A 13,327-nucleotide genomic window follows, 5' to 3' on the forward strand; every position below is an offset into this window, starting at 1 on the left:
GGTTTTTGCGTTTTTGCTGTAAGAGAATATCCATGTCTTTAGGTAGCCAGTTCCAAGGCCCTTTGTAAACGATTTAAGACTTCTTCCTTGCCCAGAACTTCCATGGTTTCAAATAAACCTGGACTTACAGTTTGGCCAGTAAGGGCCACCCTTAAAGGCTGGGCTATGACTTTGAATTTTAACTGGTTTTCCTCCAGATAAGCTGCAAAGATATTTTCCAAGGCTTTTTGCTCAAAATTTGTGAGAGTTGCAATTTTTTCCCTTATCTTTTGCAAGTGAGGGATAACTTCAGGGGTTAGGAACTTTTCCACTGCCTTTGCGTCATAGTCAAGCTCTTTAGCCTCTTTTAAAAAGAAGTGCATTTGTTCAGCCATTTCTTTTAGGGTTTTGGCTCGTGGTTGATACAGGGGCACTATCTTTTCCAGATACGCAAGAGAAGGATTAAAGCCTTCTGGTTGCAAAAACTCCAGTAGAAGTTGAGCCAGTCTTTGCCTGGAGCTTTCTTTGATATAGTGGCTGTTTAACCAGAGAAGCTTTTCAGTGTCAAAGACACTGGGAGATTTGCTCAAGTTTTCTAAGCTAAACTTTTCTATAAGTTCTGCTTTGGAAAAGATTTCCTGGTCTTTATAAGACCAACCCAATCTGGCCAGGTAATTTAGCAGGGCTTCGGGTAAGAACCCCATTTCCTTGTACACCATGACAGAAAGAGCGCCGTGGCGTTTGGATAATTTTTTCTTGTCTGGTCCCAGAATCATAGGCACATGGGCAAACTGGGGAATAGGTGCATTTAAGGCCTTGTAGATTAAAATCTGGCGATGGGTATTGTTTACGTGGTCATCACCTCTAATGACATGGGTGATACCCATGGTAAGGTCATCCACTACTACTGCCAGGTTATAAGTGGGTGTACCATCAGAGCGGCGTAAGATTAAATCGTCCAGTTCCTGGTTTTGAACGCTGATTTTACCTTTAACCAGGTCCACAAAAGAAGTTTCTCCTTCCAGAGGAGCTTTCAGGCGTACCACTCTACCAGGACCAGGGCCTAAGTTTTTTTCTCTGCATCTGCCGTTGTATTTGGGCTTTAATCCCTTGGCCATGGCTTCCTGGCGCATCTGTTCCACTTCTTCGGGTGAACATTCACACCAGTAGGCCTTACCTTCAGCCACCAGTTTATCTATGTATTCCTGATGGATTTCCTGGCGTTTACTTTGAAAATAGAGTTCCTCATATTCTAACCCCAACCATTCCATGGCCTCCAGAATAGCCTGGGTCATTTCTGGGGTGGAGCGTTCCTGGTCTGTATCTTCTATGCGCAGGATAAATTTTCCCTGGTTTTTGCGGGCCCAAAGATAACTAAAAAGCGCTGTCCTTGCGCCTCCAATATGTAAATACCCGGTTGGGCTGGGAGCAAAACGAGTAACCACTGTCATTTACTTCCTCCTGTGTTGGCATTTGAAAAACAAAAAAGCGGGCTGTAAAGCCCGCTTAAAAGACTTTGTACAAAAAGTAAACTAAACAGCCTCTACACCTTTAAGGGCAGGGATTTCTTTGAGTAAAAGCCTTTCAATACCATTTTTAAGGGTTAGTTGAGACATGGGACAGCCATGACAGGCGCCAGTTAAACGCACCTTGACAATACCGTCATCTGTAACCTCTACCAGTTCCACGTCCCCTCCATCAGCCTGGAGATTGGGACGAATTTTATCCAATACTTCTTGGACCTTGTTTTTTAACATAAAGCCTCCTTGGGTTAATTTTTATTTAATGCTGCTAATACCTTGGAAGCAGGTCTTCTTTCTGGCACCACTTCCAGTTGTTTTTTGCCTTCAACTACTTCTTTAGAAACATAAAGTCCACAAAAGCAACTTCCATATTCCCTGACATCTGCCTCCCGGTAAACACAGGGACAGAGAATGTCCTTATCCAGCTCGTAGTTGCCAGAAGCCAGACGGCAGGGACAGGCCATGTAACCATAGCGTTTTTTGTTGGTTAAAAGACTTTCCAGAAGTTGTTCTACCATCTCCTGGTCAGGATTAAAATAGTAACCTTGCTTTTCTTGAGTTTGCTTTAAAAAAGCATATAGGTCTTTAACCTGCATTTTAGCATCCCAAAACTTCTTTAATTTTATCTTCTTGAAACCCCACCACTACTTTGCCATTGGATAAAACTACCAAAGTGGGAAAAGATAGGTCTGGATTGTATTTTTTGATTTCCTCAATGGCCTTTCCCCTTTCCTCTCCTTCCAGCAGGTCCACATAGATGCAATCATAATCAACTTTTTTTTGGTCCAGGAATTTTTTAGTGTTTTTGCAGTGTATACAGGTGCTTAAAGCAAAAAGAACAATATCTTTGTTCGGCATAAGAACTCCTTTTGAGGTTTAAAGTTGGTTTAAAAAAGATTTTAATTTTGCTATAATCTCTTCTTCCTGTTTTGGCAAACAGGCAGGGCCTACTTCCAGAGTAAGTAAACCTTTATAATTGTATTGCTTTAGTTTAGTTATAAATTGGCTTAGAGGCAAGTCTCCCTGGCCAGGAAAAGGTGTTCCTTTAGTCCCCTGGCATCAGAAAAGTGGATATTTTTTAGAGCAGTAAAACATTCTGCAAAGACTACTTTTAAGGCCTTTAAAATATTTTCCTTACTTACTCCCAAATGACAGACATCCAGGGTGAGAAAAAGTTTTTTTTCTGCGCATAACTTTAAATAGGTAGAAAAGCCTTTATGATTTAAGGGGTCTTTTTCCATGGTGGGCAGGTTTTCCAGGGAAAGGGGAAGAGAGGAGTTTAAATCCTGAGGTAAATTTTTGCTTTTAGTAAACCACCAGAAATGTCCCAGGTGTCCCAGGCGTAGTAAGGGAGGATGAAGGGTAATGTTTTGGACACTTTCTAGCTTTTGTCCCAGAGTTATGGTCTTTTCCAGGGCCTTTAAATAACCACCCCAAAGACTCCAATTGCGAAAGGGAGCATGGATACTTCGAATGGGAAGAAGGGAATTTACTTTTTTTAACCTTTCCAGGTCCTGGGTTAGTTCTGGAGTATTTAAGATAAGTTCCAGGCCCCTAAATCCAGCTTTTTGTCCTATAGAAGCTATCTGTTCTAAGGGTAAGTGAAAAAGAGAGCCTGTGGAAAGAAGGGGAAGAAAATCCATATTAACTTTTTCAAGGGAAAGCCCTGGGCTTTCCCTTGGTTGGTTTAAGCTACGTGATCTCTTATCCAGTAAAGGAGTTCAAAATTCTTTTCCAGTTCTTCTTTAAGTTTGTTTTCTTCAGATTTTTCCATATCTTGAATGCGAATAAATACCTGTCTTTTCCCAGGAACTGGTTTTTCATAAGAACTTAAAATACTTGTAATTCTAGCATTGTGTTGTTTTAAAACTTCTAAAATGGCTTTGAGGGTGCCGGGTTTATTTTCCAGGGTAAATCCCATTTGGATGCCACCCAGATATACACCAGTAATGTCAATAAGGACTTTGAAAACATCTGTGTCTGTAATGATACCCACTACCTTTTCGTCCTCATCTACTACAGGCATGCCTTCAATTTTTTTCTTGAGCATGGTTATGGCTGCCTTTTCTACGGTATCATTTACATTGATGGTAATGGGATTGGGGGTCATAATATCTTTTACTTTTATTTCTGAAAGCAGATAATAAAGTTCGTGAACATCCAGAGTTGTGGCCTTGGATGGAGAGGCGTCTTTAATGTCTCTATCAGTAACGATGCCTATTAATTTTCCCTGTTCGTCAATAACCGGGAGCCTGCGAATATTGTGCTCTTTTAATATTTTAGAAGCCTTAAGCATGGAAGTATCTGGAGTAACAGTGATTACTTCTTTGGTCATCCAGTCTTTGATTAACATTAGTTTCCTCCTTCTGGTTTAACTTAATTTTTTATACAGAAAAGTCTAACCATTATCCATGCTTAAGGCAACCCTTTTTAATTTTTCTCTGGGCCGTGTAATACTCCCATTATTTCTTCCACATCAGGAGGCAGGGCCTTTTCACCTTTTTGGGCCAATTCCAGCTTGGAAAAGAGAATGATGTTTAAAAAGGTCAAAAGCATAACAAAGCCACCTGGGTTTTTAAATTGTAAGATAGAAGGCAGGTAAGATTTGCCCAAAATCATGATAAAAGAACCAATAATACCGGTCAAAAGGCCAGCAATAGCTCCATTTTTGGTCATTTTGGGCCACCATACCCCCATAACCAGAACAGGGAAAAAGGTAGAAGCTGCAATGGCAAAGGCCAGACCCACCAGAACAGCAATTTGCAGGTTTTCAGCAATAAATCCCAAAGGAATTCCCAGAAGACCTATGATTAAGGAAGAAAGCCTGGCAATGCGCACTCTGTTTTTTCGGGCATATTGGGGTTAAATATGTTTACCACCAAATCGTGGCCAATGGCACCTGCACAGGCAATAATCAGACCAGCTACTGTGGATAAAATAGCTGCAAAAGCGCCTGCCACCACAATACCTAAAAGTATTTGCCCGCCAAAGTAAGAACCAGCTACTGGTACAGCTAAGTTTTTACCGTTTTGAGCCAGCCAGTAGGTAAGGTACTTGGGTAAGTTTAAGGACTCTGCCTGCATGTACACATAGCGGACCACATGCCCTACATAAGGAGATAAGATGTAAAAAAGGCCTATTAACATAAGTACATAAATAACTGTACGCCTGGCAGCCTTGCCATCTGGGGCTGTATAAAAGCGTACCAGGATATGGGGAAGACCTGCTGTACCAAACATAAGGGCCAGGAGCAGGGAAAAGGTATCCTTGAGATTGGTGAGCCAAAAGCCAGGTGCAGTATAACTGGCGCCTACAAAGGTGGTGTCTTTTAAGGGCTCTGGCTGGTTTAAGGAGTGTAAAAAGTTGATAATATCCGTATAGGTATAGCCTTTGAGTACAAAGGGAATAAAGGCAAGTAAAAACATAGCACCAAAAAGAATCCAGAACTGAACCAACTGATTTATGGTGGTACCTTTCATTCCGCCGATGGAGACGTATAAGGTAATGATGATGGCAATCACCACAATAGCTGTTTTATATTCCATATTTAAGAGCAAGCCCATTACCTTGCCAGCGCCAAGCATCTGAGGAGCCATATAAAAGAGGGAGACAAAAAGTACTCCAATTACGCCTAAAACTCTGGCTGTTTTGGAGTGAAAGCGCTCAGAAACAAAATCAGGCACAGTATATTTTCCAAATTTTCTTAAAGGAGAGGCTAAAAATAAGAGCAGAGCAATATAACCCACAAAAAAACCAAAGGCATAAATGATGCCATCAAAGCCTTTTAAAAAAGCTATGCCTGCTACTCCCAAAAAGGAGGCAGCGCTTAAATAATCACTGGAAATGGCTGAAGCATTGATAAAACTATTTACCTTTCTGCCTGCCAGATAATAATCAGCAGAAGTTTTTTGGATGCGAAACATCCAGGTGGTAATCACAGTAAAGGCCAGCATAAGGCCAATTAAAACTAAGGCTGTAATGGGAACCTGATACCCTAATTCCATTATTCTTCTCCTTCTATTTTTTCCAGATTATCTTCCATTTCATTGGCTTTTTTTACATAAAAGCCAAAAACTAACCAGGTAAGAGGGTAAATAAAAATAGCTACCAGGAAGTAATGTAGGGGCAAAGAAAATATTTTTATCTTGATAATAGTTTCTTTGCCAATATATACAGCTAGATACATTACAATTATAAAGAGAAAGTAAGGAATGCCAAATTTAAGAGCAAAGTTGAGCTGTTTTTTTCTTATTTTTTGGACATTAGACATGGTAAACCTCCTTTGTCTTGAGTGAAACAAGACTTAAAACATTAAAGATGCATTTAAATTATAATAATCAATAAAAAAGTCTATATTCTTTCGGTGAATGGAATGGGAAATACTCCTTGACCGTTAGGAGTGAATATGCTCCTTTTAAGGTAAAAAAAAATCCGTTTAGCCAGGGAAAGAAGCGATGGTTTTAACCGAGCGTAAAGATTTAGCCCTTCTTTTAGAAAGTGGACGACTCAAAAAAATTAGAGCCTGGCGTCAGTCCATGGTGATAAAGTTATTAGAAGAGGGCAAAAGTGCTAGAGAGGTAAGTCTGGCTATTTCCAGGTTTAACGAGGCCCTGGCTATAGAGGTCTGTAATTATTTTGCCAGAAGGTTTCCCTGGTTGAAGAAATGTGTGTTTTTAGAATTTGGTTCAGGAGGACGAGGAGAGCAAGTCCTGGGTTCAGATCAGGATAATGGCCTGGTTTTACCAAAAGAAAAACTGGATGAGGCCCAGTTAGAGGAGGTTTGTCAGAGGATAGTTCTGACTTTAGATGGTGCAGGTTTACCTCTTTGTCCTGGCAAGGTGATGATTTCTGAAGAAAAGTGGAGAGGCACCCTTGAGGAGTGGAAAAGGAAAATTTTATTTTGGTTAGAAAACCCTAAGGAAAGGGGACCCTGGCAGTCAGGACTTATTTTGGATTTTAAACCTTTATATGGAGAAAAAGAAAAGATTTTTCAGTTGCGTACAGAAGTTTTAGAAACTATTCGGAAACACCCGGTTATCTGGAGGTTATTGGTAGAAGAAATTTTACAATTCCGTGTCCCTTTGAGTTTTTGGGGAAATTTTATTCTGGAAAAAAAGGTGAAGAACGGGGAATTAACCTTAAAAAAAGTATTTTGGCCCACCTCATCAATGCTACGAGATTACTTAGCCTGAAATATGGCTTTGTAAAGGCCCATACTTTAGAGAGGCTTTCCTTTTTAATTCAAAAAGGGCATGTGGAAGAAAAGATGGGAAAGGAGTTGCAAAACCTCTGGGAATGGGCCCAGGCCAAGCGTTTAAGACAGGCACTAGAACAAAAGGGAGAAATCAATTTTTTAAACCCTCACTTACTGCCCAAAGAAGAAAAGAAGTTGTTGAAAAAAGGTTAAACTATCTGCAGAAGTTTGTGGATCTGGTTAGTCTGAGTGCAAATTATGGCCTGTAAAAGAGTACTTTTTCTGGACCTTAGCTGGGGCATTAGCGGAGATATGCTGGTATCTGCTTTAGCAGATATGCAGGTGGATTTTTCTGACCTTGTAAGCTCTTTAGAGCAGAAATTAAAGGTAAAAATAGAGTTTAAAAATTTTAGTCGAGAAGGAGTTCTGGGTAAAAAGTTAGAAATTAGATTGGCGAAAACCCACAAAAATAGAAAACTAAGGGACTTGCTGGACTTACTTTCTTCCTTAGAGCTTTCTCCTGAGCTCTTTACCACAGTAAAAGAGGCTCTTTTTAAACTGGCCAGAATAGAAGCTAAAATTCACTCCCAAAAACCAGAAGAGGTGCATTTCCACGAGCTTGGCGGAGAAGACATCCTGGTGGATTTGGTGCTGGCTTTGGGCGGAATAGAAAAGCTGGGAGTAGATAAGGTTATGGCCAGTCCTTTACCCTGGTTGCAGGGAGAAGTGGAGATAAGCCATGGTAAAGTACCTTTGCCTGCTCCTGCCACCCTTGCGCTTTTGCAGGGGAAGCCTTTTTCTGGAAGGTTCTTGGAGTTTGAAGCCATAACCCCTACAGGCGCTCTTTTACTGGATTGGGTGGTAGATGGATTTTCTAAAGCCCCGCAAGGGACTTTGCTGTCCCAGGGAGTTGGCTTTGGCACCTGGGATAAGGGTTTTAATGGCCTGAGGTGTTTTTTGTTGGAAGAAGAAATGGCTTTAGAAGAGGAGGAGGTTTACCTTCTGGAAAGCAATGTGGACCACCTTTCAGGCGAGGAACTGGGGGAGGTTTTTAATACTTTTCTTCAAGCAGGTGCTTTGGATGTACTCTTTTTGCCAGGTCTAATGAAAAAAAACAGGCCAGGAGGCTTGTTGCAGGTGCTTTGCCCTCCAGACAAACTGGCTCCTATCCAATCCCTTTTTTTTAAAACCACCTTTACCCTGGGGGTTAGAATTCGCTTAGAAAGGAGAGTGGTGGTAAAAAGATGGATAGAGAAGGTAAGCACCTCTTATGGAGAAGTAAGGCTAAAGTGTTTTCAACTGCCAGATAAAAAGCAATGGAGAATAGAGGCAGAAGACATTAAAGCAGTGGCAAGGCAAGAGGGGTGTTCCTTTTTAGAAGCCAAAAAACTCTTAGAAGAAGAAGTGGGCTTATACTTCTTCCAGCAAAAGATGGGGAGCTAGGTAGGGAGAGTCGGTTTTAAATACATAGGTTAAGCCAGGATGAGCCAGGCTAACCCTTTCGCCATTTTCTTTTTCCAGGGCATAATCCTTAGGTTCAAGGGTGATTTTTTTTAGGCGGGGCAAGAGTAAGTTTACCTTTTTAGTGGTATCCCAGCGGGATTTTACCTTTAGGGTGTAAGTATTGGAATCTATAGATTCAGCCACCTGGCCCAGGATGGCTTTTTTTTGGGCCAAAGGGTGAAGTAAGATTTTTCTTTGAGAGAGAAAAAAACCCGTACTTAAGGGCCTGGTTAAACTTGGCTCCAGGTAGCTATAATAACGGGGCAAAGAAAATTGCTTTTTCTCTAAATCCAAGAGGGCTGTTTTGTAGGCATCTACAGTTCTTGCCAGATAAGAAGTGGTTTTATTGCGGCCTTCTATTTTTAAGGAATGGATTTTCTTTTTCTAAACCAGTTCAGATATTTTATTAGTCCCAAATCTTCACTGGCCAAAATTTTGCTAAATTCTTCTTCCTGTACTTCAAAAAGTTCTTGTCCCCGGGTCTTTTCTATTAGCTTATATTCAAAACGACAGGGATGGGTGCACAGTCCCAGATTGGCAGAGCGCTGATTGAGATAACTGCTTAAAAAACAGCGTCCAGAAATAGCCATGCACATGGCTCCGTGGACAAAAACTTCTAATTCTACCCTTTCTCCCACTTGGGCTTTGATTTGGGCTATTTGTCTATGGTCTAATTCTCGAGCCAGGTTGACCCTTTTTACCCCTTGGGATTGCCAGAAGAGGATGCTTGCACTGTTGGAAGTATTGGCCTGGGTGCTTAAATGGATGGGAATGTGTGGAGCTATTTTCTGGGCCAAACTAATTACGCCCGGGTCAGCAATGATTAGGCCATCTACTTCTGTGGCTTTTAATTGTTCCAGGTAAGCTTGTACTTGCGGCAGGTGCTTTTCTTGGGCCAGGATGTTCAGGCAAAAATAGACCTTTACCTGCTGGTTATGGGCAATCTGGATAAAAGAGGAAAGGTTCTGAAGAGAAAAGCCTTTGGTTTTGGCCCTTAGACTTAATTCTTCTCCTCCCAGGTAAAGGGCATCAGCTCCATAGGTTAGGGCTGTGAAAAACTTTTCTTCATCTCCAGCAGGGCAGAGAAGCTCTGGTCTAAACATTAGCAGGGGAGTCCTTGTTTTGAGCGTTGTTCTTTGAGATTGGCTAAAAGGGAATAGGGTAGGTGCAAGTTGTTCTTGCCTACACCCAGGAAAATATCTGGTTTTACCTGTCCATGAAAGTCTGACCCACCAGTGGGTATCAGGTCTAGCTTTTTAGCCAGACTGAGATATTCCTGGGTTAAGCTGGGAGAATGTTCTGTATAAAAAACTTCTAAACCGTCTAAACCCCATTCTTTTAATTTTTTTAATTCCCTGGCTAATTCCTCCAGGTCTAAATTTAGGGAAAAGGGATGAGCTAGAATGACGCTAGCCCCTTCCTTTTTTAAGATTTCAATGGCTTTTTGAGGAGTGAATTTTTCTTTGGGCACAAAGGCCTTGCCCTTGGGTCCCAGGTAGGAATCAAAGGCTTCCTGCACAGAGTTAACCACTTTTTTTCTATCAATACCTGGGCTAAATGAGGCCTGCCCACACTTCCCTTGGCCTTGGCTTGTACTTCAGCATAAGTAATGTCCAGGCCCAGGGAGTTTAGCTTTTCCACAATGAGTTTATTTCGTTGGTGTCTTTTTTGGCGCAGATAATGCAGTTCCCTTTGTAAAATTTCTGCCTGGGGATTTAGATATAAGCCCAGGATATGGGTTACTCCCTTAAACTGGACGCTTAACTCGCATCCGGGAATAACTTCCAGGTGATGCTCTTTTCCTGCCTCTAAAGCCTCAGCCAGGCCACTTACTGTATCGTGGTCAGTTAGGGCTATGGCTCTAAGTCCTGTGGTCTGGGCTAAGTGTACAAGCTCTCTGGGCTGGTAAGTGCCATCAGAGGCTGTGGAGTGAGTGTGTAGGTCAATTTCAGACATTTATTTAAACCTATAGGTGATTCTACCCCTGGTTAAATCATAGGGAGATAGTTCTACCTTTACCCTGTCTCCAGGTAAAATACGAATATAGTATTTACGCATTTTCCCTGAGATGTGGCTTAAGACCACGTGTCCATTGTCCAGCTTTACGCGAAACATGGCGTTGGGTAGGGCTTCTTCTACTACTCCTTCCATTTCAATTGCTTCTTCTTTGGCCATATAACTTCCTCCTTCTGGTTAATTTTATTGATGTTAGGTAAGGTTAGAAAAGGTGTCAAGCTGGGCTAGGTTTGTAAAACCTGATAGATGTTTTGCAAAAGCTGGTCTAAGTCATAAGGTTTGCCCATAAATCCAGCCAGGCCATATTGCTGAGGATTCTGGGCAAAGGGGTGGTTTAGATAGCCAGAGGTGGGCAATATCTTGCCTTGAAAATTTAAATTTTTAATTTTCTCTACTACTTCCTCTCCCCTGAGTCCAGGCAAGCCCATATCCAGAAGTACTAAATCCAGATGAGGGTGTTTAGAAACCATTTCCACAGCTTCCTTGCCATTTTGGGCGGTGAGCACTTTAAAATTATGTTCTTCTAAGAAATCTCTGGTCACTTCCAAAATCATGGATTCATCTTCTACTACTAAAATAAGTGGTTGGCGGGTAAAGGCAGGCTGGTTCCAGCTTTGTTTAAAATTAGCTGGTTCCTGTAGGCCAGAGGCTAGTTGAAAGCTCAAAATAAAGGTAGTGCCCTCTCCTGGCCTAGAGTGAAGGGAGATGTTTCCCCCATGTTTTTTAACAATGCCGTAGACCGAGGCAAGCCCCAGGCCTGAGCCCTGGCCAATGGCTTTGGTGGTAAAAAAGGGGTCAAAGATTTTATTTTGAATTTCTGGAGGTATCCCTGGCCCATTGTCCTCTACCTGGAGTAAAACTTTATCCTCCTGGGCAGATAATTTTACTTTAATAAGTCCATTAGAACTTAATACTTCTTTGCTGTTTTTAAGAAGGTTAAACAGGGCGTGCTCTATAAGGGAAGGGTCTCCTAGCAGGTAAAGGTCTGGTTCAATCTCTCTTTGCAGGGTAATCTCTCTGGGAATAAGCTCCTGAAACATATCTAAAGACTTTTCAATTTGCTGGCTTAAGTTGAAAAGAATAAATTTTTCCTTTTCTTCTGCCAGAAAGTTAAAGATTTGTTTAACGAGGTTTTGACCTCGCAAACAGGTTTGTAAGAGATAATCAAGGTTTTTATGGTACTTGGGTAGTTCCTTGCTTAGTTTTTTGAGGTTGTTGCTAAGTATCTGCAAAAGGTTGTTAAAATCATGGGCAATGCCTGTACTCAGAGTAGCCAGGGACTCTAGCTTTTGTTTTTGAAAAAGCTTTTGTTGTAATTCTTGTTCTTTTTTTCCGCTTCTTTTAGTTTATGAATATCTATGTGTGTACCTACAAGGGTTAGAGGTCTATTATCTTCACTTACCTCCCCTAAAACAGCCCGGGATAAAATCCAGCGCCAGGTCCCATCCTTGGCCTTTAAACGCACTTCTGTCTCTGAAAAGGAAGTTTCTCCTTTAAGGAGTTTGCTATCATTTGCTATTATTTTAGAAGTTTCTTCTGGGTGGAGCAGGTCCCAAAAGGGGTCTTTTAATTGCTCCAATTCTTCTTTGGTGTAGCCCAACATCTGGGCATACTCTTGGTTTATGGTGAGTTTGCCGGTGCTAAGGTTCCTTTCCCAGAGCCCTACTTTGCCCCCACTAATGGCTGCATCTAATTTTTTTTGCGTGTGGTGAATATGTTCTAAATTCTTTTTATGCTCTATAATCAGGGCTACATAGTGAGAAATAGACTTTAAAATTTTTAACTCTTTGACTGTAAAATACTCAGGGTCTTCATAGTCCTGGATTACCAGAGCACCAATGGCTTTATTTTGTACTATCAGAGGGACTCCTATCCATATTTTGGAAGAAGTTCCCACCCAACCCAGGATACCTTTTTCCTGGAGGATTTTTTTATGCTCTTCTTTTAAAAAAAGGGGTTTTTGACGCCTAATAACAGCTAGAGTCATACTTTGGGTTTGAGGATTGCTGATGTCTTTTATTTCATAGATTTTATCTTTTTCATCAATAAAAACAGGAAATATGAGTCTATCTTTGTTTTCATCAACTAGAGCTACAAAGAAGTTTTTGCTCTTCAAGTGCCTATTTATTTCTTCGTATATCCTGTATAAATAGTCTTCTAGGGATACTTCTGGTTTAAACTGGGTAATAATACTGGAAAGGAGCTGGGCGGTAATTGTATAGTGTTTTTCTTTGGTTGTATCCTTTCTTAACAGGATAATCTTTTCCCTGCTTTCTTTTAACCAGGATTCCTGGACCCAATACCAGTACTTTTTTACCTTAACCCTATATTCAATGGTTAATTCTGTTTTTTCTGAAGCTAAAAAGGAAAGTACTTGTTTTTTTACTTCTTCTTGCTCTGCTTTGTGGATGGAATTAAAAAATTGCTCCAGAGAAAAACTGGCAAGAGAGCTAAAATGTTCAATCCAGTTTTGCTCGGGGAAAAATGTTTTTTGTTTGGTAAAGTATATGCAGGTAAAAAGACTATTTTTAGCCAGGACAAAGTTAAGTAAAAAGTTTTTCTGCCTTAATTTTTTTAAACTAAGATTTTGAGCTTTTAATTCTCTTTGTTTGCGTTCCAGTTCTTTCAGGCTGCCTAGGGCCAGGCTCGTAATCTGACTTATGTTATTTAAGAGCTTAAAATTTATTGTTTGGGGTTTTTTTAAAAAATAGAGGTTAATGGTAGCTAAGGGTTTGTCATAAAAATAAAGAGGGAGGTAGAGAGCAAAGGTAATGCGTTCCTGACGCAAAAAATCCAGGGCTGGAGCAAATAAACTATCTGTAGTTTCTTTTATCTTGTGCAAGGCTATTTGCTTTTGGGCCAGAGCTTTTCCACTTAAAGACCCCCTGAAGGGTAAAAAATGGAGGTGTTGAGGAGGAGGGGAATCAAATCCCATATGGTAAATGGCCTGGAGTGACTTGATGTGGGGCTGGTAAAGGAAAAAAGCTCCGGCTTTGGCCTGCAGTAACTCCAGGAAAAAAGAAGTGGTTAATTGCGTTAAATCTGCAAAAGTCTTTACTTCAGATAATTTTTGCAGCAAATTTTCAATTAAAACTTTACTCTCAGTCATTAA

The 13,327-nt window shown here is 40.9% G+C and carries 17 protein-coding genes and 1 pseudogene; 3 read left to right on the forward strand and 15 right to left on the reverse strand.

The window, feature by feature from the left end; all coding sequences use genetic code 11:
* Positions 1-38: 38 nt before the first annotated feature.
* The 8 genes and pseudogenes from gltX to ACZ42F_RS10680 form a co-directional block, all read right to left on the reverse strand.
* Positions 39-1,430: a glutamate--tRNA ligase gene (gene gltX, locus ACZ42F_RS10645; RefSeq protein WP_464278966.1), complete on the reverse strand. Its 1,392-nt coding sequence runs from the start codon at positions 1,428-1,430 to the stop codon at positions 39-41.
* An 81-nt stretch (positions 1,431-1,511) separates the two neighbouring features.
* Positions 1,512-1,736, reverse strand: coding sequence for a NifU family protein (locus ACZ42F_RS10650; protein WP_029966495.1), 225 nt, complete (start codon positions 1,734-1,736; stop codon positions 1,512-1,514).
* Positions 1,737-1,750: 14 nt separating this feature from the next.
* A complete protein-coding gene (locus ACZ42F_RS10655; RefSeq protein ID WP_464278967.1) occupies positions 1,751-2,098 on the reverse strand; it encodes a ferredoxin-thioredoxin reductase catalytic domain-containing protein in 348 nt (115 codons plus the stop codon).
* 1 nt (position 2,099) lies between these two features.
* Positions 2,100-2,360 carry a glutaredoxin family protein gene (locus ACZ42F_RS10660; RefSeq protein WP_464278968.1) on the reverse strand — a complete coding sequence of 87 codons (261 nt, stop codon included), beginning with the start codon at positions 2,358-2,360 and terminating at the stop codon, positions 2,100-2,102.
* A gap of 149 nt (positions 2,361-2,509) precedes the next feature.
* On the reverse strand, positions 2,510-3,145 hold the full coding sequence (locus ACZ42F_RS10665; RefSeq protein ID WP_464278969.1) for a sugar phosphate isomerase/epimerase family protein: 636 nt from the start codon (positions 3,143-3,145) through the stop codon (positions 2,510-2,512).
* 44 nt (positions 3,146-3,189) lie between these two features.
* On the reverse strand, positions 3,190-3,855 hold the full coding sequence (locus tag ACZ42F_RS10670) for a CBS and ACT domain-containing protein (RefSeq protein ID WP_029966503.1): 666 nt from the start codon (positions 3,853-3,855) through the stop codon (positions 3,190-3,192).
* A gap of 77 nt (positions 3,856-3,932) precedes the next feature.
* Positions 3,933-5,506: pseudogene (locus tag ACZ42F_RS10675) on the reverse strand (sodium/solute symporter).
* Complete coding sequence (locus ACZ42F_RS10680) at positions 5,506-5,772, reverse strand: hypothetical protein (RefSeq protein ID WP_029966507.1); 267 nt, start codon at positions 5,770-5,772, stop codon at positions 5,506-5,508. Before ACZ42F_RS10680 ends, ACZ42F_RS10675 begins: the two are co-directional and overlap by 1 nt.
* A 184-nt stretch (positions 5,773-5,956) precedes the next feature.
* On the opposite strand from ACZ42F_RS10680, the gene ACZ42F_RS10685 reads away from it, so the two are divergent.
* Genes ACZ42F_RS10685 through larC form a run of 3 tightly spaced genes read left to right on the forward strand, consistent with a single transcriptional unit; the run spans position 5,957 to position 8,139 of the window.
* Complete coding sequence (locus ACZ42F_RS10685) at positions 5,957-6,694, forward strand: DUF294 nucleotidyltransferase-like domain-containing protein (protein ID WP_464278970.1); 738 nt, start codon at positions 5,957-5,959, stop codon at positions 6,692-6,694.
* A complete protein-coding gene (locus ACZ42F_RS10690) occupies positions 6,592-6,909 on the forward strand; it encodes a putative nucleotidyltransferase substrate binding domain-containing protein (protein WP_464278971.1) in 318 nt (105 codons plus the stop codon). The genes ACZ42F_RS10685 and ACZ42F_RS10690 overlap by 103 nt, the downstream gene beginning before the upstream one ends.
* A 45-nt stretch (positions 6,910-6,954) precedes the next feature.
* On the forward strand, positions 6,955-8,139 hold the full coding sequence (gene larC / locus ACZ42F_RS10695; RefSeq protein ID WP_464278972.1) for a nickel pincer cofactor biosynthesis protein LarC: 1,185 nt from the start codon (positions 6,955-6,957) through the stop codon (positions 8,137-8,139).
* Here the strand turns inward: larC and ACZ42F_RS10700 are convergent.
* The 7 genes from ACZ42F_RS10700 to ACZ42F_RS10730 form a co-directional block, all read right to left on the reverse strand.
* Positions 8,107-8,574 (reverse strand): U32 family peptidase, encoded by a 468-nt coding sequence (locus ACZ42F_RS10700; protein WP_464280255.1) that lies wholly within the window; start codon positions 8,572-8,574, stop codon positions 8,107-8,109. The two genes, larC and ACZ42F_RS10700, sit on opposite strands and share 33 nt — an antisense overlap.
* A complete protein-coding gene (locus ACZ42F_RS10705; RefSeq protein WP_464278973.1) occupies positions 8,562-9,302 on the reverse strand; it encodes a peptidase U32 family protein in 741 nt (246 codons plus the stop codon). Before ACZ42F_RS10705 ends, ACZ42F_RS10700 begins: the two co-directional genes overlap by 13 nt.
* Positions 9,302-9,670 (reverse strand): PHP domain-containing protein, encoded by a 369-nt coding sequence (locus ACZ42F_RS10710; protein ID WP_464278974.1) that lies wholly within the window; start codon positions 9,668-9,670, stop codon positions 9,302-9,304. The genes ACZ42F_RS10705 and ACZ42F_RS10710 overlap by 1 nt, the downstream gene beginning before the upstream one ends.
* Positions 9,625-10,155 carry a PHP domain-containing protein gene (locus tag ACZ42F_RS10715; RefSeq protein ID WP_464278975.1) on the reverse strand — a complete coding sequence of 177 codons (531 nt, stop codon included), beginning with the start codon at positions 10,153-10,155 and terminating at the stop codon, positions 9,625-9,627. Before ACZ42F_RS10715 ends, ACZ42F_RS10710 begins: the two co-directional genes overlap by 46 nt.
* Positions 10,156-10,374: a translation initiation factor IF-1 gene (gene infA / locus ACZ42F_RS10720; RefSeq protein WP_029966523.1), complete on the reverse strand. Its 219-nt coding sequence runs from the start codon at positions 10,372-10,374 to the stop codon at positions 10,156-10,158.
* A 65-nt stretch (positions 10,375-10,439) separates the two neighbouring features.
* Complete coding sequence (locus tag ACZ42F_RS10725; RefSeq protein WP_464278976.1) at positions 10,440-11,447, reverse strand: hybrid sensor histidine kinase/response regulator; 1,008 nt, start codon at positions 11,445-11,447, stop codon at positions 10,440-10,442.
* A gap of 50 nt (positions 11,448-11,497) precedes the next feature.
* Entirely contained in the window at positions 11,498-13,324 is a 1,827-nt protein-coding gene (locus tag ACZ42F_RS10730; protein WP_464278977.1) for a PAS domain-containing protein, read from the reverse strand.
* Positions 13,325-13,327 lie beyond the last annotated feature (3 nt).

It is taken from the genome of Desulfonauticus autotrophicus, assembly GCF_055381725.1.

What these genes read in the sequence shown, in the direction of transcription:
- ACZ42F_RS10670 (WP_029966503.1), bottom strand. Translation starts at nt 3,855, where the DNA reads ATGTTAATCAAAGACTGGATGACCAAAGAAGTAATCACTGTTACTCCA.
- ACZ42F_RS10650 (WP_029966495.1), bottom strand. Translation starts at nt 1,736, where the DNA reads ATGTTAAAAAACAAGGTCCAAGAAGTATTGGATAAAATTCGTCCCAAT.
- larC (WP_464278972.1), top strand. Translation starts at nt 6,955, where the DNA reads ATGGCCTGTAAAAGAGTACTTTTTCTGGACCTTAGCTGGGGCATTAGC.
- ACZ42F_RS10665 (WP_464278969.1), bottom strand. Translation starts at nt 3,145, where the DNA reads ATGGATTTTCTTCCCCTTCTTTCCACAGGCTCTCTTTTTCACTTACCC.
- ACZ42F_RS10705 (WP_464278973.1), bottom strand. Translation starts at nt 9,302, where the DNA reads ATGTTTAGACCAGAGCTTCTCTGCCCTGCTGGAGATGAAGAAAAGTTT.
- ACZ42F_RS10655 (WP_464278967.1), bottom strand. Translation starts at nt 2,098, where the DNA reads ATGCAGGTTAAAGACCTATATGCTTTTTTAAAGCAAACTCAAGAAAAG.
- ACZ42F_RS10715 (WP_464278975.1), bottom strand. Translation starts at nt 10,155, where the DNA reads ATGTCTGAAATTGACCTACACACTCACTCCACAGCCTCTGATGGCACT.
- ACZ42F_RS10660 (WP_464278968.1), bottom strand. Translation starts at nt 2,360, where the DNA reads ATGCCGAACAAAGATATTGTTCTTTTTGCTTTAAGCACCTGTATACAC.
- ACZ42F_RS10730 (WP_464278977.1), bottom strand. Translation starts at nt 13,324, where the DNA reads ATGACTGAGAGTAAAGTTTTAATTGAAAATTTGCTGCAAAAATTATCT.
- ACZ42F_RS10685 (WP_464278970.1), top strand. Translation starts at nt 5,957, where the DNA reads ATGGTTTTAACCGAGCGTAAAGATTTAGCCCTTCTTTTAGAAAGTGGA.
- infA (WP_029966523.1), bottom strand. Translation starts at nt 10,374, where the DNA reads ATGGCCAAAGAAGAAGCAATTGAAATGGAAGGAGTAGTAGAAGAAGCC.
- ACZ42F_RS10680 (WP_029966507.1), bottom strand. Translation starts at nt 5,772, where the DNA reads ATGTCTAATGTCCAAAAAATAAGAAAAAAACAGCTCAACTTTGCTCTT.
- gltX (WP_464278966.1), bottom strand. Translation starts at nt 1,430, where the DNA reads ATGACAGTGGTTACTCGTTTTGCTCCCAGCCCAACCGGGTATTTACAT.